This is a genomic window from Blautia hominis (assembly GCA_002270465.1).
Lineage (GTDB): Bacteria > Bacillota > Clostridia > Lachnospirales > Lachnospiraceae > Blautia > Blautia hominis.
Map to the genome: position 1 here is coordinate 527,392 of NQOF01000002.1, position 24,692 is coordinate 552,083.

General features: G+C 49.6%; 17 protein-coding genes. All 17 read left to right on the top strand.

What is annotated here, in order from left to right:
* The 17 genes from CI595_RS08360 (at position 1) to CI595_RS08440 (ending at position 24,680) form a co-directional block, all read left to right on the top strand.
* Positions 1-951 (top strand): AAA family ATPase, encoded by a 951-nt coding sequence (locus tag CI595_RS08360; RefSeq protein ID WP_095172811.1) that lies wholly within the window; start codon positions 1-3, stop codon positions 949-951.
* On the top strand, positions 948-2,072 hold the full coding sequence (locus CI595_RS08365) for a DUF58 domain-containing protein (protein WP_095172812.1): 1,125 nt from the start codon (positions 948-950) through the stop codon (positions 2,070-2,072). The genes CI595_RS08360 and CI595_RS08365 overlap by 4 nt, the downstream gene beginning before the upstream one ends.
* On the top strand, positions 2,069-3,286 hold the full coding sequence (locus CI595_RS08370) for a hypothetical protein (RefSeq protein ID WP_095172813.1): 1,218 nt from the start codon (positions 2,069-2,071) through the stop codon (positions 3,284-3,286). The genes CI595_RS08365 and CI595_RS08370 overlap by 4 nt, the downstream gene beginning before the upstream one ends.
* 98 nt (positions 3,287-3,384) lie before the next feature.
* On the top strand, positions 3,385-4,155 hold the full coding sequence (locus CI595_RS08375; RefSeq protein WP_095172814.1) for a segregation and condensation protein A: 771 nt from the start codon (positions 3,385-3,387) through the stop codon (positions 4,153-4,155).
* Positions 4,145-4,714, top strand: coding sequence for an SMC-Scp complex subunit ScpB (scpB, locus tag CI595_RS08380; RefSeq protein WP_018597613.1), 570 nt, complete (start codon positions 4,145-4,147; stop codon positions 4,712-4,714). The genes CI595_RS08375 and scpB overlap by 11 nt, the downstream gene beginning before the upstream one ends.
* Positions 4,715-4,729: 15 nt before the next feature.
* On the top strand, positions 4,730-5,518 hold the full coding sequence (locus tag CI595_RS08385) for a zinc dependent phospholipase C family protein (protein WP_095172815.1): 789 nt from the start codon (positions 4,730-4,732) through the stop codon (positions 5,516-5,518).
* Between the two features lie 16 nt (positions 5,519-5,534).
* Complete coding sequence (locus CI595_RS08390) at positions 5,535-6,770, top strand: MFS transporter (RefSeq protein ID WP_095172816.1); 1,236 nt, start codon at positions 5,535-5,537, stop codon at positions 6,768-6,770.
* A 209-nt stretch (positions 6,771-6,979) separates the two neighbouring features.
* Entirely contained in the window at positions 6,980-8,215 is a 1,236-nt protein-coding gene (locus CI595_RS08395) for a D-alanyl-D-alanine carboxypeptidase family protein (protein ID WP_095172817.1), read from the top strand.
* A gap of 67 nt (positions 8,216-8,282) precedes the next feature.
* On the top strand, positions 8,283-8,801 hold the full coding sequence (locus CI595_RS08400; RefSeq protein WP_095172818.1) for a nitroreductase family protein: 519 nt from the start codon (positions 8,283-8,285) through the stop codon (positions 8,799-8,801).
* 10 nt (positions 8,802-8,811) lie between these two features.
* Positions 8,812-10,116, top strand: a complete 1,305-nt coding sequence (locus CI595_RS08405) for a 4Fe-4S dicluster domain-containing protein (RefSeq protein ID WP_095172819.1) — start codon at positions 8,812-8,814, stop codon at positions 10,114-10,116.
* Positions 10,117-10,371: 255 nt separating this feature from the next.
* Positions 10,372-10,824: an Hsp20/alpha crystallin family protein gene (locus CI595_RS08410; RefSeq protein ID WP_095172820.1), complete on the top strand. Its 453-nt coding sequence runs from the start codon at positions 10,372-10,374 to the stop codon at positions 10,822-10,824.
* 310 nt (positions 10,825-11,134) lie between these two features.
* Complete coding sequence (locus CI595_RS08415) at positions 11,135-11,914, top strand: arginase family protein (RefSeq protein WP_095172821.1); 780 nt, start codon at positions 11,135-11,137, stop codon at positions 11,912-11,914.
* Positions 11,915-12,056: 142 nt separating this feature from the next.
* Positions 12,057-19,403, top strand: coding sequence for a non-ribosomal peptide synthetase (locus tag CI595_RS08420; protein WP_095172822.1), 7,347 nt, complete (start codon positions 12,057-12,059; stop codon positions 19,401-19,403).
* Positions 19,404-19,423: 20 nt separating this feature from the next.
* Positions 19,424-21,244 carry a histidine kinase N-terminal 7TM domain-containing protein gene (locus CI595_RS08425; RefSeq protein WP_095172823.1) on the top strand — a complete coding sequence of 607 codons (1,821 nt, stop codon included), beginning with the start codon at positions 19,424-19,426 and terminating at the stop codon, positions 21,242-21,244.
* Between the two features lie 27 nt (positions 21,245-21,271).
* The gene (locus CI595_RS08430; protein WP_095172824.1) at positions 21,272-22,786 is read left to right on the top strand and encodes an HD domain-containing response regulator; all 1,515 of its coding nucleotides are present in this window, start codon (positions 21,272-21,274) and stop codon (positions 22,784-22,786) included.
* A complete protein-coding gene (locus CI595_RS08435) occupies positions 22,783-24,432 on the top strand; it encodes an AMP-binding protein (protein ID WP_095172825.1) in 1,650 nt (549 codons plus the stop codon). Before CI595_RS08430 ends, CI595_RS08435 begins: the two co-directional genes overlap by 4 nt.
* Complete coding sequence (locus tag CI595_RS08440; protein WP_065541522.1) at positions 24,432-24,680, top strand: acyl carrier protein; 249 nt, start codon at positions 24,432-24,434, stop codon at positions 24,678-24,680. Before CI595_RS08435 ends, CI595_RS08440 begins: the two co-directional genes overlap by 1 nt.
* The last annotated feature ends 12 nt before the right edge of the window (positions 24,681-24,692 follow it).

Here is a 24,692-nt window from a genome sequence, read left to right on the forward strand (position 1 = left end):
ATGGAAGAGAAAAACTGTATGGCAAAAATACGCAGGAACATCAGTCAGGTCATTGTGGGAAAAGATAAGGTACTGGAGCTTTTGCTGACGGCTCTGACGGCAGGAGGCCATGTCCTGTTGGAGGATGTGCCGGGAACAGGCAAGACCATGATGGCAAAATCCCTGGCACGTTCCATGGACGGAAAATTCTCCAGGATCCAGTTCACTCCGGATCTGCTGCCTTCAGACGTGACGGGGCTGAATTATTATAACCAGAAAGCAGGGGAATTCCTTTTCAAGGAAGGTCCGGCCTTCTGCAACATCCTTCTGGCGGATGAGATCAACCGGGCTACACCCAGAACCCAGTCAAGCCTTCTGGAGTGTATGGAGGAGCATCAGATTACCATTGACGGGGAAACCAGAACATTGGAGGAACCGTTTTTCGTGATCGCCACCCAGAATCCGGTGGAGACCACAGGTACATTTCCGCTTCCGGAAGCTCAGATGGACCGTTTTTTTATGCGCCTTTCCATGGGCCTTCCTGACAAAGCGGAGGAGCTGGCAATTCTGGAGCGATTTGAGGACAGGCAGCCACTTTCGGAGCTTCCCTGTGTGTGCACACGGGAGGAGCTGTTAAATGCCAGGGAGGCGTATAAGAAAGTATATGTACACCCGGATTTGAAATCCTATCTGGTGGAGGTGGTGCAGGCTACCAGAGCGGCCGGGGATGTGATAGCAGGTGTCAGTCCCAGAGGAACCCTGGCATTATTTAATGGGGCAAAAGCCTATGCCTATGTACAGAACAGGGATTACGTGGTGCCTGAGGATATAAAAACTGTGGCAGTTCCCATACTCGCGCACCGGATGGTCATGACCTCCGGATACGGGCAGGAGGAGAGCGGCAGCCAGGCCATCAAACGGATACTGGAACAGGTCCCTGTACCCACGGAGGAGTGGAAGAGAAAACCATGACGATTTTTTTACTTTTACTGGGAGCTGTCCTGCTGCAGTTTTTGGCGGAATGGTTCTACCGGAACCATTGGGACAGGCATCTGGAAGTGGATGTTAAATTCCAGGATCATCCCGTCCATGAGGGCGGGCGTGCGTATCTGACAGAGACCATTGAAAACAGAAAGTGGCTTCTTCTCCCCATGCTGCAGGCAGCGTTTAGGGTACATAGAAATCTGTTTTTTGAGGAGGAGGAAAATACCAGTATCTCTGACTATACCTATAAAAGAGATATATTTTCCGTGCTTTTTTATCAAAAGATCCAAAGGGAAATCCCATTTCTGGCCAGGAAAAGGGGATATTACGAGATTGGGCAGGCTGAAATACTTACAAGAGGACTGCTCATGAACCGTGAACTGTATCTGACCGTGCCTCTTTCCACCCATTTGTATGTGTATCCCAGGACCATCCCTGTGTCCAATATGGAGATCCCCTTTAAAAAGCTGATGGGACAGGTTTTGGTGCGGCAGCGGATGTACGAGGACCCCTTTTCATTCCGGGGCCTGCGTGAATACCGGCCCGGGGACCCTATGAACAAGATCAACTGGAAAGCCTCCGCAAAAGAAGGGGATATGATGGTGAACCTGTTAGATTCCACCTCCAGCGCCCAGGTCCTTATATTTCTGGATGTGGAGGATGAAACCATATGGAAATACGAGGAAATTCATGAGGCAGGCATATCCCTGGCGGTGTCTCTGGCAGAACAACTTTTGAAAAGAGGCATTGCCACAGGCCTTATCACCAACGGCAGAGACCACCTCACAAAGCTGCCGATCGCAGTGATGCCGGGCACGGGAAGAGGGCAGCTTGTAAAGCTGTACCAGAACCTGGCCAGACTGGATCTGGACCTTCCTGCCGGAAAATTCCCTGAACTTTTAAGTGCACAGAGCCGTCTTTTAGCAGAAGGCCGGGGAATCCCCCTTCTCATCTCCAAAAACCAGGGCAGGTCCCTGTTTGCCGGGATGGAAAGCCTTGCAAAAGCCGGAGGCAGTGCCATGTGGATTTCCACCCTGTACAAGGATATGGAATGGAAACTTCCGTCCTCACCCTATATGGAGATAATACGCTGGGAGGTGCCGAGATGAAACCGGATTTGCTGGTGATATACCGTTTTTTTCATACATTTCTTCTGATGGACAGTCTGGCTTTGATGATTTTGTCTTTCGGCGGGGACATCACGCCCCTTCAGTTTACAAAGAGTCTCCTATTGTTTGTCCCGATACTGCTTTTATACTGGATCGTGCGCCGTTTCAAAAGCCTGTTTCTATTTGCAGTGTCAGGCGCCGCAAGTTTGGCAGTGCTGTATTTTTCAGCTTCAACCATATGGGAGCGGGGTGCATTTACAGTATGCGGAGTCTTTCTGGTACTTCTGTACTTTTTCGAGCGGGCAGGCAGCGGGGAGAGTATCCTCGTGCGCCCTTCCTATGCGGGGCTTCTGGTTTTTGCCGGAATCTATATCTACACACTGGCCTATCACAGAAGTACTCTGGGAACGATCCTATGCATCAATACAGGCGTTTACTGGCTGCTCACCATCCTGTCTGAGAACCGCCGTTCCCTTTTGAAACTCTACGAACAGAATGAAAAACTTCACAGATTTCCCAGAAACAGGATTGCGGAGGGAAACAGGATCGCGCTTGGAGGGTTCTGTGCCCTTATCATTGCAGGTATGGTGTTTCTGCCGATGTCTGGTTTTGACAATGTCCTGAAAAAGCTGGGACACCTGTTTTTGAACATGATCCGAAAGCTTCTGGCGGGTCTCGGCGGTGCAGAGGAAATGATACCCGACGAACCGCAGATGGCGGAACAGATGCCGTTTTTTCCGGGGGAATTCCGTGAGGCTTCCCCTTTCTGGCAGACATTTTTTCAGATACTGGAGAAGGTGTTCATTTTTCTGTTTCTGGCAGCAGCTGTATATTTGGTCTGCCGGATCCTCTACGGATTATATAAAAAATATCACGAAACTGCCTTTGCGGACGGGGACCGTGTGGAGTTCCTCTCTCCCGTAAAAGGTGATAAGAAAGAATCCCTGAAAAGGGAAAAGAGAAGAAGCGGGCTGTTCTCTGCACGTTCACTGGGGGAAAAGATCCGCAGGTGTTATAAAAGGAAGATAGAGAGTTCCATGGAACAGAAGATCAGGGAGGCGTTTACGCCGGAGCAGATAGAAGCAGCTGCAGGGCTTACGAATGCGGAGGGGGTTGAGGAGTTTCATAGGATATATGAGAAGGCAAGGTACGGGAAAGAGGACTGCAGGCAGGAAGAATGGGGGAGGATGAAGGAACTGGGAAAGGGGCTGTAAAGGCAGGCAAGGAATATTCTGGACTTTTCCCTGAAAATAGTGTAAAATGCTGTAAGCGGTATGACCGTGTAATAACTGCAGGAAAAGGATGATAGTAAATGGGAATTCCGGTAAAGCTTCCGGTGTTTGAGGGACCTTTGGATCTGCTTCTGCACCTGATCGAGAAAAATAAAGTGAATATTTACGATATTCCCATTGTGAAGATAACAGACCAGTATATGGAATACATTCACCAGATGGAACGGGAAGACCTGAATATTATGAGTGAATTTATGGTTATGGCTGCAACGCTTATCTCCATCAAGTGCAGGATGCTCCTCCCGAAAGAAGTCAATGAGGACGGCGAGGAGGAGGACCCCAGAGATGAACTGGTGCGCCAGCTTCTGGAGTATAAGATGTATAAGTATATGTCATATGAGCTCAGGGACAGGATGTCAGAAGCGGCAAAGAGTATTTATAAGCTCCCCTCTCTTCCAAAGGAAGTGGAGGATTACAGGGAGCCGGTGGATACCAGTGAGCTGCTTGGCGGACTGACACTGGGGCGTCTTCATAAAATTTTCCAGGATGTGCTGAAGCGGCAGGAAGATAAGAAGGACCCCATCCGAAGCACTTTCGGCAAGATTGAGCAGGAGGAGGTCAGCCTGCCGGAAAAAATGACGGATGTGGAGGAGTATGCCAGACGGCACCGTCGTTTCAGTTTCCGGGATCTTCTGGGAAAACAGGCCAGTAAATTCCAAGTGGTGGTTACATTTCTGGCTATTCTGGAGCTTATGAAGACAGGAAAGATCTTTATCCGGCAGGAGCATATCTTCGATGATATTCAGATTGAGAGCAGGGAGGATAAGAAAGGAGACCCGTATGGAAATTGAACATCTGGAGGGCGCTGTTGAGGCGCTTTTGTTTGCTATGGGAGAATCTGTGGAAGTTTCTGCCATTGCCAAGGCTATAGGACATGATACGGAAACCACCAGAAAGATCATTCGGAATATGATGCTGAAATATAATGCCAAAGACCGTGGGATCAAGATAATTGAGCTGGAGAACGCTTATCAGATGTGTACAAAGGAAGAGTATTATGACTATCTGGTCAAGCTTGCACTGCAGCCGAAAAAGGCGGTGCTTACAGATGTTATGCTGGAAACACTCTCCATCATTGCCTATAAGCAGCCGGTCACGAAGCTTGAGATAGAGAAAATCCGCGGTGTCAAGTCCGACCATGCAGTGAACAAGCTGATGGAATATAATCTGGTCCAGGAGGTTGGACGTCTGGACGCGCCGGGAAGGCCCCTTCTTTTTGGAACTACGGAGGAATTTTTAAGGAACTTCGGGGTGCAGGGGCTGGATGAACTGCCGGAACTGGATCCGGTACAGATCGAAGATTTCAAAGCAGAGGCAGAAGAAGAAATTCAGCTGAAGCTGGATGTATAAACGGGGGAAAGAGACATGCCAACAACTTACACACATGACATTTTCGGCAAGGAAGTTTATAAAAGGCTGCCTTCTGAGATAAAAGAGGCGATCAGGGAATCAAAAAGTATGTATTTAACCGGCCTGCACGGTCCGGATATTTTGTTTTATTATCAGCCCCTGGTGAAGAACCGGGTGAGCGGACTGGGACATCAGGTGCACAAAAGAGAGGCGGCGGAGTTTTTCTGTCAGGCGGTTGTCAAGTACCAGGAGGAGCCCACGGCGCAGATGCTTTCCTATCTGCTGGGGTTTGGGTGCCATTACATTCTGGACAGTACCTGCCACCCCTATGTGCGGCGGTTTGAAAAGGAGACAGGTGCCTCACACGCAGAGATCGAATCTGAGCTTGACCGTTATTATATGCTGCGTGAGGGAAAAGACCCGTTCACCTACAAGCCGGCAGTAAATATCTGTCCCACTTTGGAAGGCTGCAGGACCATAAGCAGGGCCTTTGGGAAGATTACAGTGAAACAGGCGGCAAAAGCGTTAAGGGGCATGAAATTCTATACAGGCGCCCTTGTCTGTGACTGCAGCCTGAAGAGAGAAGGGCTTTGGGGAATGATGAAGCTGTTTGGATGCCGGGATACACTTGGCGGCCATATCATACCGGCCAAACCGGACAGAAGATGTGACATGGCAACAGATGTGCTGCGTCATCTCTACGACGAGGCATTGGATGAGGCTGTGGAGGCACTTACCAATCTGTACGGCTGCATGGTAAAGGAAGAGCGGCTGTCACAGCGTTTCGGCAGGAATTTCGGCTGAGAAAGACGGGGGGTATATGAAAGGATTAAGCAAACTGGAAAAACAGTGGGTGCTGTATGATGTGGGAAATTCAGCATTTGTTATGCTGTGTACCACGATTATCCCGATCTATTTTAAAAATATTGCCACAGCGGAAGGGATTTCCCTGGCGGATTCTACCGCATATTTGAGTTATGCCCTGTCCGTCTGTACGATTCTCGTGGCACTGATGGGGCCGGTGTTTGGAACTCTGGCGGATACAAAAGGGTATAAGAAGCCTATGTTTGCCTCCTTTTTTGTGATCGGCGTGATGGGATGTCTTTCCCTTGCCATACCAAAGGAGTGGCTGGCTTTTCTGGTAGTCCTGGTGATCGCCAAGACCACATACAGTATGAGCCTGATCTTTTACGACTCCATGCTTGCGGATGTGACAACGGATGAGAGGATGGACATGGTATCCTCACACGGGTATGCGTGGGGATATATCGGAAGCTGTATTCCTTTCACCGCCTGCCTGCTTCTTATCCTTTTCGCTGAGAAGCTTGGTATATCGGCTGTCACGGCCACCATGATCTCTTTTGGAATCACGGGCATCTGGTGGTTTGCAGTAACCATTCCGCTTCTGAAAAACTATGAGCAGAAGCATTGGGTGGAAGTGAAGAAAAACCCGGTGAGGGAAAGCTTTGTGAGACTGAAAAATGTTCTTTTTAAGATCAACAAGGACAAAAAGGTACTTTATTTTCTGGCTGCTTTTTTCTTCTATATTGACGGTGTCTATACGATCATTGATTTGGCAACTTCCTACGGAAAAGATGTGGGGATTGACGATACCCATCTGCTTCTGGCACTTTTGCTGACCCAGATCGTGGCGTTCCCCTGCTCTTTGCTGTTTGGAAAGTTTTCGGCAAAGTTTAAGAGTGAGAAGCTGATCAAAGTCTGTATTTTGGGATATCTGGGCATCGCCCTGTTTGCCCTTCAGCTTGACCGGGCGTGGGAATTCTGGTTTCTGGCTGTCTGTGTGGCTGTATTCCAGGGGGCTATCCAGGCGCTGTCCCGGTCTTACTTTGCCAGGATCATCCCAAAGGAAAATTCCAGCGAGTATTTCGGATTCTATGATATCTTCGGCAAAGGTGCGGCATTTATGGGAACCATGCTGATGGGAATTTCCACGCAGTTAAGCGGTAGTTCAAGGACAGGCGTGGGAATGCTGGCAGTGATGTTTATCATCGGATTTTTCCTGTTTGGAAAAACAGAGAAGTTGGGGCGGGCCTGAAAGTCTATTCCGACAATCAGCACATGGCGGACTATAGAGTGCAGTGCGCGATACAAAAGAATAGGAAGCTGTAACAAAGCAGGTAAAAACTGTTTTGTTACAGCTTCTTGTTATTTTGATGCAGAAGCCCGTTAAACCGGATTTTTTGTTATAATTGTCTGAGGACAGGCATATAATGTATAAGAAATTTTGTGTGCAGGGATGGAAGCATGAAAAAAATTATAAGCTGGATTTTGGTATGCGCAGTGATAACAGGATGCTTCGTGGGACATAGAGATATCGTCTGGGCAGGGGAAAATGGACAGGATGTTGGAAGTCTGTATGCCACCTCAGCGGTACTTATGGATGCGGACTCAGGCAGGATACTGTATGAAAAAAACGGGTTTGAGAAAAGGCCCATGGCCAGTACAACCAAGATCATGACCTGTATTCTGGCTTTGGAGAAGGGGAATGCGGAGGATATTGTGACTGCATCCGCCTATGCGGCATCCAGGCCTAAGGTGCATCTGGGGGTGACGGAAGGGGAGACATTCCGCTTTGGGGACCTTCTCTATTCCCTGATGCTGGAGAGCCACAACGATGCGGCAGTGATGATCGCGGAGCATTTGGGAGGAAGTGTGGAGGGATTCGCAGACATGATGAACGCCAAGGCCGGGGAGCTTGGATGTGAGGACACTTATTTCATTACGCCCAACGGGCTGGACGCGTCCGTGACTGTGGGGGAGGAGCAGAAAGTACACTCCACCACAGCAGCAGACCTGGCACGCATTATGCGGTATTGTATTAAGGAATCACCCTGTCGGGAAGAGTTTCTCAATGTGACCAGAACTGCCTCCTACAGCTTTTCAGATGTTGACGGAAAGCGGAGTTTTTCCTGTAATAACCACAATGCTTTTCTGAATATGATGGAGGGTGCGCTCACCGGAAAGACCGGGTTTACAGCAAATGCGGGATACTGCTATGTGGGAGCCCTTACCAGGGACGGCAAGACCTTTATTGTGGCCCTTCTTGCATGTGGGTGGCCTAATAACAAAACTTATAAGTGGAAGGATACTACCAAACTTATGAATTACGGTCTGGAGAATTACAGCTACCGCTCTTTTTCCGATGCAGAGCTGCCCCATATACCGGCAGCCATACCGGTTAAAAACGGGCAGAGTGCTTCACTGGGAAATACGGCATTTACCAATCTGGAGGTGGAGAAGGCAAAGGATTTCGGGATGCTGATGCGTCAGGATGAGGAAATAGAAGTGGGGTATGAGGGGAAAGAATCTCTGAAAGCGCCCGTAAAAGCGGGAACCCAGGTGGGAACCATCACTTACCGGGTTGGAGGACAGACATTTCTCACCTGTCCTGTGAAGGTGAAGCAGTCCGTGAAAAAGATTGATTTTCCATGGTGTCTGGAAAAAACCATGGACAAATGGGCTTTCGGTGCGGCAGGCTGAGAGGCGGACACTTTACAATCTTTGATATTGTGATAAAATAAAGAAAAACACAAGGAGGAATCAGAACATGAATGCAGTAATGGAAAATATTTTGACGAGAAGAAGTATCCGGGCATTTCAGAATAAGGAAATCCCTCAGGAAGAGCTGGAACAGATTGTGCAGGCAGGTCTTTATGCACCCAGCGGCCAGAACCGTCAGACATGGAAATTTACGGTGGTGACGGACAGAGATAAGATCCGGAAACTGGCAGAGGTGATCGGAAGGAAACTTGGCAGAGACGGCTATGACATGTACAGCCCCCAGGTTCTGGTGATTCCGTCCAATGAAAAGGAGAATCAGCATTCCATGGAGGATAATGCCTGTGCCCTGGAAAATATATTTCTGGCAGCCCATTCCTTTGGTATTGGTTCTGTGTGGATCAACCAGATGCGCGATCTCTGCGAGGAGCCTGAAGTGCGGGAGATATTAAGCAGCTGGGATATTCCAAGTTCACATAGGGTATTCGGCATGGCTGCTCTTGGATATGCCGGGGCATCTGAGAACAAGGAAGTGAAAAAAACAGGAGAGGTACATTTTGTAGAATAGGACATTAAGAATGGGACATATCACATCAAAAGACGCATATAAAAATCTGGAAGACAGAATCAACTGGTTTACCCAGGGAGCGCCGCCGTCGGATACTTTTTATAAGATCCTGCAGGTACTCTACACAGAGAAAGAGGCAAAGTGGGTGGCGCTCCTGCCGGTACGTCCCTTTACGCTGAAAAAAGCGGCACGTATCTGGGGGACCACGGAGGTAAAGGCGGAAAAAGTGCTGGACCATCTGTGTGAGAAGGCTCTGCTGGTGGACTCCACATACAGGGGTGTACGCCGTTTTGTCATGCCGCCGCCCATGGCCGGATTCATTGAATTTGCGCTCATGCGGACCAGGGGAGACATTGACCAGAAATATTTAAGTGAACTATATTATCAGTATATGAATGTGGAGGAGGATTTTGTCAAAGACCTTTTCTATGCCACAGAGACGAAGCTTGGGCGTGTTTACGTTCAGGAACCGGTGCTCACCACGGAGAATACGCTGCATATCCTGGACCATGAGCGGGCCAGCCACATTGTGGAGGAGGCGGCGTATATCGGCCTTGGCACCTGCTACTGCAGGCATAAGGCATTCCACGCGGGACATCCCTGTGAGATTGACGCTCCCTGGGATGTATGCCTGACTTTCGGCAATGTGGCTCGCTCTCTGGCAGAGCACGGCGGACATGCCAGGCTCATCTCCAAGGAGGAAGCCATGGATGCTCTGGAGCGTTCTTATGACGCGGGACTTGTGCAGATCGGGGAGAATGTCAGGGAGGACCCGGCATTTATCTGCAACTGCTGCGGGTGCTGCTGTGAGGCTCTCCAGGCTGCCAGAAAATTTTCCCCCATGCAGCCTGTTGCAACGACCAATTATATCCCGTCGGTGGAAGATACGACCTGTATCGGATGCGGAAAATGCGAAAAAGCATGTCCTATTTTTGCCATTTCCATGGAGGAAGTCCGGGAGGGCGGGAAAAAGAAAAAACACCCTGTGGTGGATACGGATATCTGCCTTGGCTGCGGGGTGTGCGCGTCCAGATGCCCCAACGGTTCCCTGAAACTAAAGCGGCGCCCGGTACAGGTCATAACCCCGGTGAACAGTACGCACAGGTTTGTGCTGCAGGCCATTGAAAAAGGGACCCTGCAGAATCTTATTTTTGACAATCAGGCCTTTGCCAATCACAGAGCTATGGCTGCCGTGTTTGGTGTCATTTTGAATCTTCCTCCGTTGAAGCAGGCCTTGGCCAGCAAACAGTTCAAATCCGTGTATCTGGATAAACTGCTGTCCAGTGCTGTGAATAAGAGCAGGAAGAAAAAATAAAAGACTGGTCTTAGAAATGAAAAAGGAACTTTTCGTTTCCATGATCTGCATAAGGTGCAGAAAATGGAAACGGAGGGTTCTTTTTTGATAAGTCGCACAACAAAAGAAAAATGTGAAAAAAGTGTGAAATTAGCACTCGATACTTGACACTGCTAATAATGCGTGCTATATTACAATTAGAACAAGGGAAAAGAAAGAATCCCCTGTTAGATGTAACAAATCGTTGCTTGATATACATGGAAAGGAGAATGACTTATGAGAATGATGCCCAGTATTTTTGGAGAAGATTTGTTTGACGAATGGATGGACTTTCCTTTTGAGAGAGAGTTTTTCGGAAGAAAAAATCCTCTGTATGGAAAGAACGAGAAGAATCTTATGAAGACCGATGTAAAAGAGACGGAAGATTCCTACGAAGTTGATATCGACCTGCCGGGCTTCAAGAAAGAGAACGTATCTGCCAGACTGGAGAACGGATATCTTATCATACAGGCAGCAAAATCTCTTGACAAAGACAAAGAGGACAAGGAAGGAAAATATATCCGCAGAGAGCGTTATGCGGGAAGCTGTTCCAGGAGCTTCTATGTGGGCGAGGGTATCACCCAGAATGAGATCAACGCCAAATTTGAGGATGGGATCCTTCGCCTGACCGTACCGAAGAAAGACAGAAAACAGGTTGAAGAGAACAAGTATATCTCCATCGAAGGATAAGCTTTTTGTTACTCCTCCTTTAAGGGCCGCCGCTTCATTTGGAAGCGGCGGCCCTTTTGGGTGTACGGTTGTGTTACTGTACACAGGCCACTGTACCGGGAGGCGTTTTCATGCCGGAAGCATGAAAATCCCGAGGCAGCCAGCGCGATATGGGGCAGAATGCTCCATATCTGTGCATCGCGAAGCGTGTTACTGGACACAGAGTGTACAGTAACACGGTTGTAACAGCCGGGAGCCTTCACAGTCATGTACGGTTTACAAATTCTGCCCGTCTGTGCTATGGTAAAAGAAAAACAGGAGATGTCCAGACATGAAAACAGTTATCATGAATTTTTCCGGCGTGTATCCGGAGGAGGATTTTTATAAACAGGAGTCTTATGAGATGATGGATCTTACCCGGGCGGAAGGTGTGAACTGCTACTGTACCGGTGAGGCAGAGCAGGAGATTAAGGGGAAAATGGAAACGTACGGCCCTTATGGCATCCATTTTCTGGATTCCGGCAATTATCACTATGTGAGCAAACTCTGGATGGAGATGATAGACACACCCTTTTCCCTTCTTCTTTTTGATAACCATACAGATATGCAGGAGTCTGCGTTTTTCGGGCTTTTGTCCTGCGGGAGCTGGGTGAGGGAGGCCCTGCTGTCCAATCCTATGCTGAAAAGTGTGTGTATTGCAGGTCCGAAAGAGGCGGATCTAAAAAGGGATATCCCTGCAGACCGGGTAACATGGATATCAGGGGAGGAGCTGGGGGAAGGAAGCATGGAGAAATTTTATGAGTTTTTAGAGAAGGAAACCTGGCCTTTATACATTTCTGTGGACAAGGACATTCTCTGCCGTGAGGATGCAGCCACGAACTGGGACCAGGGGGAGGTGAAACTGGACTGTCTCACGGACTGGATCGAGGAGGCCGCGGCCGCAAGGAAATGTATCGGAGCAGACATCTGCGGTGAAAATCCACCGGAAGGCGGTTTCTGTGAAAATAGGGAATTACACATAAACAGTCAGACAAATAAAAGATTACAACAGGTAATGGCTAAAGTGTTGGTAAATTTTACTAATAATAGTAATTCTTATCAGAATGATTGACATGGGGAATTGGATGACTGTATAATAAAAACCAAATTGCAAATGTCGAAAATTGTAGAAATAGGAAGGGTATCCAAGGGGAGAAGGATTCCGGCTGTCCGGGTCCGGTGTTTTATTATGTATACGGAGGAAAAGGGAAAGAATGGAAGAGAGAGCACAAGAGAAAAAAGACATCAGGGAATTTCTGCCATTGTCAAACAGCCAGCAAAATATCTGGAATCTGGAGATGGCCCACCCGGGTACGCCAATCAATACCATATGTACCGTACTGCGCATTGACGGTAATTTTCATGTGGAGTATCTGCAGGAATGTATCCGGCTTTGCTATGAGGACTATCCGGTTCTGCGTACCAGGATCACACGGAGGGAGGGGAAGGCCTGCCAGTACATTGATCCGCATATTCCCGGGAACGCTCCGTTTCTGGATTTTTCCAGGACGAATAAAAAAGGTGCGGATATCTGGGATGTGTCCGTAGCCCGGGAGCACATTACACTTTTGGATTCCCCCCTTTGTCAGATGATACTTTTCAAGAGAGCGGAAAATACCGGCGGAATCCTCACGAAAGTGCATCATATCATTGCGGACGCCTGGTCCCAGACCGTTGTGACCAACAGGATCATCCACAACTATTTCCGCATGTTAAGGGGTGAGGCGCCGCTTAAAGAGCCTATGCCGGACTATGCACTGCATATTGAACAGGAGAACAGATATCTAGCCTCAAAAAGCTTTGCCCGTGACAAGGAATATTGGAAGGCTATGTTAAAGGATATCCATCCGGCAGAAGCAAAAGAGCACCCCTATGCACAGGTGAGTCCTGTGGGGATCCGAAGGTCTTTTGCAGTCTCCAATCGTATGAACCGTATGATCGCAGGTTTCTGCAGGGAAAAGAAAGTGTCTCCCTTTGCGGTATTTTATATGGCTTTGGCTATTTATCTGCGCAGGATCAAAGGGCAGGAGAGATTCTGTATCGGCGTGCCCACCATCAACCGCCTGAATTTCAAGGAGAAACAGATGGCCGGCATGTTTGTAAATACCCTGCCTTTTGTAAATGAGCTGGATGCGTCCATATCCTTCCGGGAATTTAATGAAAAGCTGCAGACAGACTGGTATCAGCTTCTCTATCACCAGAGAATGCCGTTCCAGGAGATAAAGAAAATGGCAGCGGGAAATCATGAAGGGGCAGCACCGGACCAGCTCTTTGGGATTGTGCTGTCTTATCAGAACGGACAGATCCATCATCTGCAGGGGGCACAGGTAACTCTGGAAGGGCGCTGGCTCTACAGCGGCTACCAGGCGGAGCCTCTGTGCATTCATCTGAGCAGCAGGGATGAGGATAACCGGTTTCAGGTGGATTACGATTACCAGACACAGCTTTTTTCCGAACGTGAGATCATGACTCTGCATCAGCACCTGGTGGACATTCTGCACAGTGCGCTGCTGCATCCTGATACCCCCATAAAAGAGCTCTCTGTCATCAGTGAGGAGGAAGAAGAACGTCTTATTTTTGATTTCAACCAGACAGACACCTGGTACCCAAAGAAGCAGAATATAGCAGAACTCCTGCGGGAACAGGCTGTTATGAACCCGAAGAGGGCAGCGGTCATATTCCGAAATAAGAGGCTTACTTATGAGAGACTCGTAAAAGAAGCAGACGCACTGGCAGGAAACATAGCGCATTATTGTTCTGAAGGCGGAAAAAATATAGCCGTCCTGATGGATCGCAGCGACAGGCTTCTGGTTGTTATGGCTGCTGTGGCATTTTCAGGAAATGCCTGGTTGCTCATAGACTGCAGCCAGCCGGCAGCGCGCATCCGTGAACTGCTGGAGGGCAGCCACGCAGCTCTTGTGATCTCAGACAGGACAGCAGAGAACGCCGGTTCCGCTATACCGGTTTTCACGGAGGAAGAGCTTTTAAAGGGGCCGAGTACTGCCTGTGCTTGTGCGGGACCGGATGACCTGGCTTATCTCGTCTATACATCCGGAAGTACGGGAAATCCAAAAGCTGTGGAGGTGGAACAGCACAGTGTACTGAATCTGGCGGCTATTATGGCGCCGCTCTATCCAAAGGGGGCAGTGCTGTCCATCTGTAATGTTGGCTTTGACGCTTTTTTGCTGGAGAGTATCAGTGCACTGCTGAATGGCAGGACCGTTGTGATGGCTGAGGAGGCGGCATGTAATGTGCCGGCAAGGCTGGCGGAGCTGATCCATGGGTATGATGCCGGATTTATGGCCCTGACCCCCTCCAGGCTGCTGGAATATCTGAAGGATCCGGGGTTTGGAAAGGCTTTGTCCCATATAGAGTGCATTGTGTGCGGTGGGGAGAATATGCCGCCGGAGCTTTATCATGCTCTGCGGTTCTGTTCCTCCGTGCAGTTATACAATCAGTATGGTCCCTCTGAAGCTGCTGTGGCGGTGAGCCACAGTGCGGTCACGGGAAATGAAATGATCTCCATTGGAAAGCCTCTCGGCAACTGCCGGATATATATACTGGATGAATCCATGCGTCCCCTTCCTGTGGGTGCAGCAGGTGAACTTTATATTGGGGGAGACTGCCTGGCTCGGGGATATCACGGGGATGAGGAGCTGACGCGGAAGAAATTTGTGGGAGATCCCTATATTCCGGGGGAGCGGCTGTATCGGACCGGAGATATGGGATACTGGACACAGGACGGAGAGATTATATTTACAGGCAGAAAAGACGGCCAGTTGAAGATCCTGGGACATAGATTGGAACCTGCGGAGATAGAAGAAAAACTGGTTTCACATCCCAAAGTGGATATGGCTGCTGTGAAAGCCTTTGATAATCTTCTGGTGGCATATTATACGTCAAAAGAGGGGCTTGACGGTGAGGAACTTCTTTCTTATGCGGCAATCTACCTTCCAAGATACCAGGTGCCCGCCATGGCAGTCCGGCTGGATGAGATACCGATCACTGCCAACGGAAAAGTGGATCATAAAATGCTCCCCAAACCGTCTGTACCGGATGTCAGGGAGGCGCCTGCTGATGAGCTGGAGCGTAAGCTGCTGAGTATATGGAGAAGGTCTCTGCAGCAGCCGGATTTGAGTATCCACTCTGACTATTTTTTAAATGGCGGAGATTCTCTGAATGCGGTGGCTATGCTTACAGAAGTGGAGAGAGAATTTTCTGTTCTTCCTGAGCTGACCAGCCTGTATGCCTGCCGTACGGTGCGGCGATTTGCGAATCTGCTGCGGGGCAGAGAGGCGGATGCGTCCGCTTTCCACACAGAGATACCGAAGGCCCCTGATGGAGATACTTATCCGCTGACAGCCGCCCAGAGAAGCTTCTACGTGCTGGAACAGACGGATGAGACAAAAACAGGATACCATATGCCCGGAATCTTTCTTGTCAAGGGGAATCTGGAGAGAGATACACTTACCCGCGCGTTTCACAAGATCATCCGTGAAGATGAAACTTTCCGCACAGGATTTGAAATTATTGGTTCCGGCGTACAGGCCCGTGTTCACAGCCGGGTGGATTTTGAACTGGAGGAAGTGTCCGGCAATGATATAGAGGAAGCGGCAGGCAGATTTATCCGGCCTTTTCAGTTAGAAAGGCCCCCGCTTATGCGGGCGGGACTTTTTACGGATGGGGAGAACAAATATCTGCTTTTGGACATTCACCATATTATATCCGATGGCATGAGCAGTCAGCTTGTTTTTGAGAGGCTGCACAGAGCATGCCTGCAGGAGGAAACAGTGATGCCGGATACTACATACAGGGATTATGCCTGGTGGGTGGAGAAAAGACCGGCAAAACTGCAGAAGCGGCAGGAAGATTACTGGAGAACAAAACTTTCCGGGAACAGGGAGGAACTTTGTCTTCCGACAGACAGGACACGCCCCGGTGTGTTTGACGGGCGGGGGGCCAGATATTATTTCCATATGCCAAAAGAGATGGAGGAAGCAGGACGCAAATTCTGCGCCCAGCAGCAGGTGACACCTTACATGCTGCTTCTGTCCGCATTCGGCATACTGCTTTTTGGTGTGTGCGGGCAGGAAAAAATCGTGGTGGGAACACCCGTTTCCGGCAGGCGGCACGGAGACTTGAGCAGGGTGACAGGTGTGTTTGTGAATACGCTTCCCGTCTTTTTGGAGCCGGAGAGGAAGAAAAATTATCTGGAGTACCTGCAACGGGTGCGGGAGCGGGTCCTGGAGATGTTAGACAATCAGGATACACCCCTTGAAGATATCGTAGCCATGTCGGATGCTGAGCACAACAGGGACAAAAATCCCTTGTACCAGGTGCTCTTTTCCCTGACTGCGGCACAGACGAAAAATCTGCCTTTGGGAAATGCAAAGCTGTCTATGGTGCAGATGGAAGAGGTATCCGTGAAGATGGACCTCCATCTTGAAGTGGTACAAAGTGAAGAGGAAAGCCGTTTTTGTTTTGAATATGCAAAGGCCCTTTTTGACCGTGAGACCATTGAATTTTACAGCCGCTGCTATTTGGAAATTTTAAGGCAGATTCTTGAACTGCCCCACCGGGAGATCGGAAATTTAAGTCTGCTGGAGCCGGGGGACAGGATCCGCCTTTTAGAGGAGCCGAATTATGTGAGAATGCCTTATGACGGTACCTTTATTGACCAGATGATTGACAGGCAGGCACGCCTTTATCCATCCCGCACGGCTGTGTGCTGGGGGGAGGGAAAGACCTATACATTCGGAGAATTAAAAGAGAGATCAGATGGACTGGCGGCTTTTCTCATAAGCAGAGATATCCGGCCGAAAGACCGGGTGGCGTTTCTTTTGCGGCGGGATGGGGATATGCCGGCAGTTATGCTGGGGATCTTAAAAGCCGGTGCGGTTTATCTTCCTTTGGACCCGGAACTCCCTTCACAACGCATTTGCTATATGCTGGAGAATGCCGGGGTAAAGCTGCTTCTGTGCAGTGAAGGGATCCGGCTGCCGGAGGAGATACCCTGTCCGGCATTGTCCCCTGTCTTTGACGGGAATAAGGAAAAACTTCCTGTAAAGGGACGAGGCAATGGGGATGTACTGAATGTTATCTATACTTCCGGGACGACCGGGCAGCCCAAAGGGGTAATGATGGTGCACAAGGCAGTCTCCAACCTGGCTGCGCATGCAGATGTGATCCTGGGAAAGGAGAACAGCTGTGTGCTCTGTGCTTCCAACTGTGTTTTTGATGTATTCACAATTGAAACTCTTCTGGCTCTTGCGCGGGGCAGGCGTGTCAGTGTTGCAGACGAGGAGGAAATGCTGCTCCCCTGGAAAATGGCGGAGAGAATAAGGCGGGACGGCGCGTCAGTGCTTCAGCTCACACCTTCCAGGATACAGATGTGTCTGCAGGATGCTTCCTTTGCAGAGGTTCTCGGACAGGTGGAAGTGCTGATCCTCATGGGGGAACCGTGGACTTTGGCGCAAAAAGAGAGAATCAGGGCGCTGACAAATGCCAGGATTTTTAATATATACGGCCCTACAGAGACATCCGTTTATAATTGCCAGGGAGACATTACAGACGATAATGCCATCCATATAGGAAAACCCATCGGCAACTGCCGTTATTATCTGCTGGATAAGGAGATGCGGCAGGTAATGCCAACAGGGATAGGTGAGATCTACATAGCGGGCGAATGTCTTGCGAAGGGGTACATCAACAGAGATGATCTTACAGAACAGGCATTTTTACCGGACCCTTTCTTTCCGGGAGAGCGGATGTACAAAACAGGAGATTTGGGACGGCTTCGGGCCGACGGAACCTGGCAGTGCCTTGGGAGAGTGGATGCCCAGTTAAAACTTAATGGGCACAGAATGGAACCGGAGGAGATAGAGGCCCAGATCCTGCAGTCGGGTCTTGCAAAAGAGGCGGTGGTAGTACCTGTTAAACGGGAGGATACGGTACTCTCCCTCTGTGCTTTTGCAGTGCCCAAAGGGGATTTTTCGGAAGAGAATGTGAGAAAATACCTGGCGCAGAAACTTCCTGAGTATATGGTGCCGGCTCAAGTAAAGACCATAGCGCAGATGCCCCGCACATCCAGCGGAAAAGTGGACAGGAAAGTGTTGGAGCGGCAAGCGCTTCAGACGGCCGTGACGCCTGTAACGGGTAAGGAGGAGCAGGAAAGGCCATCAAGGCAAGAGCCGTCCGGGGCAGACCTTACGCCTAAGGATATCTGGCGTGAAGTCCTGGGTAAAGAGCCGGATATGGAGAAGAGTTTTTTTGTGCAGGGCGGAACCTCACTGACTGCCATTGTAGTGCTGAGTCACTATTACAGCCAGCACTGGGATTTTTCACTTAATGATTTTTACCGGCACCCTGCGCTTTGGGAACAGATACAGATGATCGGAAAAAAAGAAACTTATATATCTGCCGGCAATGAGGGAGCATGTCAGCGGGAAGCAGAAGATCGTCTCCCGAGATATGTCTGCAGTCTTTCAATAAAGGCGGAGACAGGCTGCAATCTGCTGCTGACAGGGGCCACCGGCTATCTTGGTGCGCATCTTCTGCGGGAACTGGCAGCGGACGGGCAGAAAACCATATATTGTCTGTTAAGAAAGGGCGGAGATACCAGGCTGGATCAGGTACTTGCTTTCTATTTTGGAAAGAACTGCGCGGACAGAATAAGAAGACAGACCAGAATACTGGAGGGAGATATCACCCTTCCGGATCTGGGCCTTAAAGGAGCAGTCTATGAGGATCTGAAGGATACCATAGACACGGTGATCCACGCGGCAGCGGATGTCCGTCATTATGCGCCCATGGAGGAACTGCTTTTGACGAACCTGGAAGGGACGGAGCATATGCTTTCCCTGGCAGAGAAGGCGGATGCGCTGTTTATCCATATCTCAACCGTCAGTGTGGCGGGAGAATTTTTAAAGAAAGCGCCGGAACTCGCTGCAGTATTTTCTGAGCGGGATTTGGATATGGGGCAGAATTGGGAAGAAAATCCGTATGTTAGGAGTAAGATCCTGGCGGAGGCTTGTGTCTGCCGGGCCATGGACAGGGGACTGAGAGCCGGTATTTTCCGAGTGGGACGTCTCGTTGGCAGAAAAAGCGACGGTGTGTTCCAGATCAATCCGGAGACGAACGCATTTTACCGCCTTGTGAAAGGCGTCCTGGAACTGAAGCTGATGCCGGAAACGTTTCATCAGATACTTCTGGAGATCACACCGGTTGACCAGTGTGCCCAGGCAATCCTAAGGCTCATGGGACAGCCGGGAGGCTCCTGGCATATGGCAAACCCGGACCAGGTGTCATTGGCTGCTCTTTTTGAGGAATGCGGAGGGGTGGAATGCGCCTCCGAACAAGTTTTTGAAGACCGTCTGAGAACGCAGGCGGCTATGGGCGACTCTCCATATATCCAGGCGGCAGCAGAGGCTTATTTTTCCGGCAGGCTGCAGAGAACCACCATATATGTGGATGCAAGAAGGACTGTATGTGAATTAAAGCGTATGCAGTTTGATTGGGAGAGAACAGATTTATACCAGGCAGTACGTTGTTTTAAAAGCTGAGAGGAAAGCAGGGAGATTTTATGGAACGTATCATGACACATATGGTGGACGTGGCAGTCACGATCCTGATTTTCTTTCTTTACAGTTGTCTGAGAAAGGGTCGGCTGCCGCTTCTGCAGCGCCTCTATGTAGCGGCGTCAGCTTTTCTGCTTATCTGGCTTCTGGCGATAGCCGGGATCCTGGGAGGTGCTGACGGCAGTATCGGGGCGCTTACTGTACTGGATGCCGTCACTTGTTCAGCCTGCGCGCTGATGGTGGTTACGGTACTGCTTCTGACGGTGGCGTTTATCTATAATTATGAGAGCCTCCCGAGGCTGTTTTATTTTCTTTATATTCTGCCGGTGGCCACATCTGTCATTGTGTTTACCAATCCATGGCATCATCTGTTCTACCGGCAGTTTTCAATTTACGCTTCGGAGGTAAAATTCGGGCCTCTATTTATTCTGTCAGGCAGCCAATATTATATTTACTGTATCCTGTCTATTGTGCTGGCTCTCAGGAATGGCATTAGAATGAGAAATAAAGGTGCTGTGTGGCAGTCTGTTTTATTTGCCTGGGGGTTGATCGTGCCGGTGGGAGTCAACCTTCTGGCAACCTTGAAAATTGTGGATCTGTCTATTGCGGCTACGCCTATTGCATTTATGTTTACCATTATCTGCCATGGGATCGCTATTTACTACCTTAATTTTCTTAATATTAAACCGATCGCCCTTCAGAATATCATTGACAATATTTCAGACGGTTATGTGATCATATCTTCGGAAAGTCAGATCATCAATATGAATGACGCCTTTCGGGAGGCCTTTGGTGAGAGTTACGGAATGAAAAACAATGCGTATCTGGACAGCCAGGTGGAAATTCTGGATGAGCAGAAAAGAGATGTGATCTACAATCTTTTAAGCTTTTTTGATATCTGCAGGCAGACCGTGAGTGTGATCACATATGAACAGGCTGTGATCAAAGAGGAAAGGAAGATCTATTACTCCGTGGAGCTGACACCTGTGTTCGGGAAGCGGAGAATGATGGGAGTTGTGGCTCTTTTCAAGGATGTGACGCGGGTGAAGGAGGAGATAAAGCAGCAGCAGCAGAAACTGAGCCAGGAGATGGAGCGGGAGCGTCTGGCGTCTCTGGGACAGATGATCGGAGGGATCTCCCACAATCTGAAGACCCCCATCATGTCTGTCTCAGGCAGTGCGGAATCTTTAGAGCGGCTGGTGGATGAGTATACGGCCAGTCTGGGAGATGAGGAAGTGACCGTAGAAGACCATAGAGAAATTGCAGAAGATATGAGAGAGTGGCTGGGGAAGATCAGGGAGAGCTGTGCCTATATGTCTGATATTATCACCACAGTGAAAGGACTGGCTACGAATATGAATACCAACAACATTGTGGAGTTTTCAGTGGATGAGGTGTTCCGAAGAGTGTTTCTGCTGATGAAACACAGTCTGGCGAAGAACCGGTGTGTGCTGTCTATGGAGAACAAACTGCCCGGGGATGCAGTGTTGAAGGGGGATATCAACAATCTGGTCCAGGTGGTCAATAACCTGGTGGAGAATGCCATGGATGCCGTGAAGGGAGAGGGCGGGGAGATCACCCTCTGTGCCAAAAAACAGAACGGAAATATTCTGATCGCAGTGAAGGACAGCGGACCGGGGATCGCGCCGGAGGTTATGGACCGGCTGTTTCACTCCATGGTAACCACAAAAGGGGCAATGGGAACCGGCCTGGGACTATATAGTTCCGCAGGCCTGATCCGGGGTAAGTTCAGCGGCAGGATGTGGGCTGAGAATCGGCCGGAGGGCGGAGCCGCCTTCTACGTGGAACTCCCCCTGCAAAGTTAAAAGAAAAAGATTATTTGAGGTGAAGGTATGCGAAAAAACAAGGCAGGACAGCAGAAAAACGGCTTCACCATGCTGGTTCTGGATGACGACAAGAATATTACGGACGCGCTGTATTCCTATTTTGAATCTTCCGGCTATACTGTGGAAACGGAAAATGATCCGCTGGCCGCATTGGAGAAGATGAAAAACAAATCTTATGATATTCTTTTACTGGATTTTATTATGTACCCCATCTGTGGAGATGAGGTGGTGGCCCGTTTAAGAGCGTTTGATACCAGGATCTTTGTGATCATGCTCACCGGACACAGAGAAGTGGCGCCGCCCCTGAACACGATCAGGGAACTGGATATTCAGGGGTATTTTGAGAAAAGCGACCGTTTTGACCAGTTGGAACTATTGGTGGAAAGCTGTGTTAAATCTATCAGACAGATGCGCACGGTTTACCGTTACCAGGATGGGCTGGGTTCTATCTTAGGTTCCATTCCCAGTATACACCAGCTCTTGTCCCTGGATGTGGTGCTTGGCAGGATCCTGGAACAGGCGCTGAATCTGGGGGACAATGAGCACGGATTTGCCTGGATCAAGCCAAAAGCGCTGATCTCATCCATGCCCGTGGAAAAACTGCCGGATGATATCTTTCAGGGAAACGGAAAGTACCATAAGGAGCTGGAGCAGTTTCTCTGTGAGGATTATCCTCTTTTGAAAAATACGGTGGAAAAGGCAGGCAGTGACGGCGAGATCCTGGAGTTTGACGGCCTTTTTCTGGTGCCGCTCAAGGCGAACCGGGATATTTTTCTCGGAATTCTGGGGATTGGCAGGGATTCCTCTTATCCCGATGTGCAGCAGCGGCTGCTGGCGGTCTATGGGGAACAGGTCACCACAGCGCTCCACAATACGATTCTCCACATGCTGCTGCATATTAACAACAGAAAGCTGAGTCTTACATATGACAGGCTGAAGGAAAGTTATATGCAGACTGTGGAGGCCCTCCGTCTGCTGGTGGATGCCAAGGACGACTATACACGGGGACACTCGGACCGGGTTTCCATGTATGCGGAAAAGATAGCAGAAAGGACCGGAATGGAAGAATCACAGAAAGAATGTGTCAGGTGTGCCGGACTGCTGCATGATATTGGAAAGGTGGGGGTATCTGATGCCATTCTTTGCAAAGATGACAAGCTGACGGAGGAAGAATTTGCGGTGATCCGGAGACATCCTGAAATCGGGGAGAAGATCCTCTCCTGTATTGATATGTTCCACAATCTTGGGGGGATTGTGCGGGCACATCATGAACGGGTGGATGGCGGGGGATATCCTGACGGGCTCTTGGGGGAACAGATCCCTCTGGAGGCAAGAATGATTTCCATTGCCGATGCGTTTGATGCCATGATGTCTGACCGCCATTACAGAAAACGTCTCTCTCTTTCAAAAGCAATGGAAGAGCTTGCGGCCGGGAGAGGCACGCAGTTTGACGAAAGACTGGTAGATGTTTTTCTGGGACTGATAGAGCGTGGGGAGCTGGGAGAACTGGAGGAGACATGAGACTGGATTATCCTTTGAATAACATATATACATATGACACAGTTGGGGAATTTCTGCAGGAGGCTGAGGCACGGTTTGGAGACAGGCCGGCAGTTTCCGTCTATGACGGGGAGGGAAAGGAGCACTGCCATACATACCGGATGCTTGTAAGGGATGCCAAGGCGCTTGCCCTTGTCCTTCTGGATATGGGGATGGCAGGAAAACATCTGGCTATTGTGGGCGAAAACAGTTATGAGTGGCTTTTGATGTTTTTGGCCTGCAGTGCCATCGGGGCGGCAGCCATACCTGTGGATGTGGAGCAGCAGGATGAGAAGATTTGGCAGTGTATCCGTTTTGGAGACTCCTGCATGGCGGCTGTTTCCAGGGAATATGAATTTCTGTTCCAAAATACCCGGTGCTGCCCGGTACTCTATCTGTGGGATAACCACGATGCGCGCAGCCTTCCGGCTCTGCTTTCGGATGGATACAGAGCGCTTAAGGATAGGGAAAAAGAGCTGGATCTGGTGATGGATCAAGTGCAAAAAGAGCAGACGGCTGCCATTATTTACACATCCGGGACTATAAGCGCCCCAAAACCAGTTATGTTGAGCCATGGCAATATCATGTATAATGCCTGTCATGCCCAGGCGCTGGTGGAGACAGGAACAAAGGCATATACCTGCCTGCCCCTCTACCATGCCTATTCCCTGGTGTGCGGCGCCCTGAATGTGCTGACACAGGGACAGCATCTGGGGCTGAATGGAAGAGTGAAAAACTGGATGCGGGATCTGCGCCTGTTTTCTCCTGAGATGATACTTTTGGTACCTATGATGATGGAATCCCTGATCCGGAGCATCCGGCTGGAGCAGACCCGGGACGGTATGCGGGAGGAAGCAAAAAAGGCGCTGAAGAGATACGAGAGCCGGAAACGGCACCATTTGTCCTGCAGTCCTTTCACACACCGTGCTTTGACCCGGGTTCTCGGAGACTCTCTTTTTCTTATTATCTGCGGGGGCGCCCAGCTAAATGAGCGGCTGGCCCGGGAGTTTAGGTGTTATGGGATCAATGTGCTCCAGGGTTACGGTGTCACGGAGTGCGGACCACTGATCTGCGTGAACCGAAACCGCAGGTACCGGGAAAATTCCGTGGGGATCCTGCTGCCGGGAACACGTGTTAAGATTCAGGACGGGGAGATCCTGGTAAAGGGCCCCTCTGTTTTTAAGGGATATTATAAAGCCCAGGAGGAGACAGAAAAAGCCTTTTCGGAGGGCTGGTTCTGCACCGGAGATTTGGGATACAGGGACAGGAAAGGGTTTCTCTATCTCACAGGGAGAAAGAAAAATCTGGTGGTATTCAGCAGCGGGAAGAAAGTGGTGCCGGAGGAACTGGAGGAACTGATCGCACAGATTCCCCTTGTCAGAGAAGTGATGGTATATGGTGCCAGCAACGGGCAGACGGCGGATGATGTGAAACTCTCCGCTGTCATTTACGCGGATCCGCAAAAGACAAAAGGGATGACTTCTTATGAAGTGCTGGAGCGGATTCAGGAGGAGATTTATGAGCTGAATAAAAAGCTGCCGTTCCATAAAAGGATTCAGCTTATCCGCATGACGGAAGCGGAATTTAAAAAGACATCTATCCAAAAAATAAGAAGGGGGCGTTTTTAATGCGCGGGGAAGATTTCCTGTCTGTGATTGAAGAACTGGTTTATCAGGTGACCGGAATCAGCGAACTGACCCCCGATACAGATTTTATCAGGGATCTGGCACTGAATTCTTTGGATGTGGCAAATCTTGTATGTGCCTTTGAGGACAGATTTCAGGTGGAGATTCCCGTGCGGGATGTGTGGAAACTGTCCCAGGTGCGGGATGTGATAGAATACATGCAGAAAAAGGCGCTGCCGTACAGTCTGTAAAAAACAGGTGTA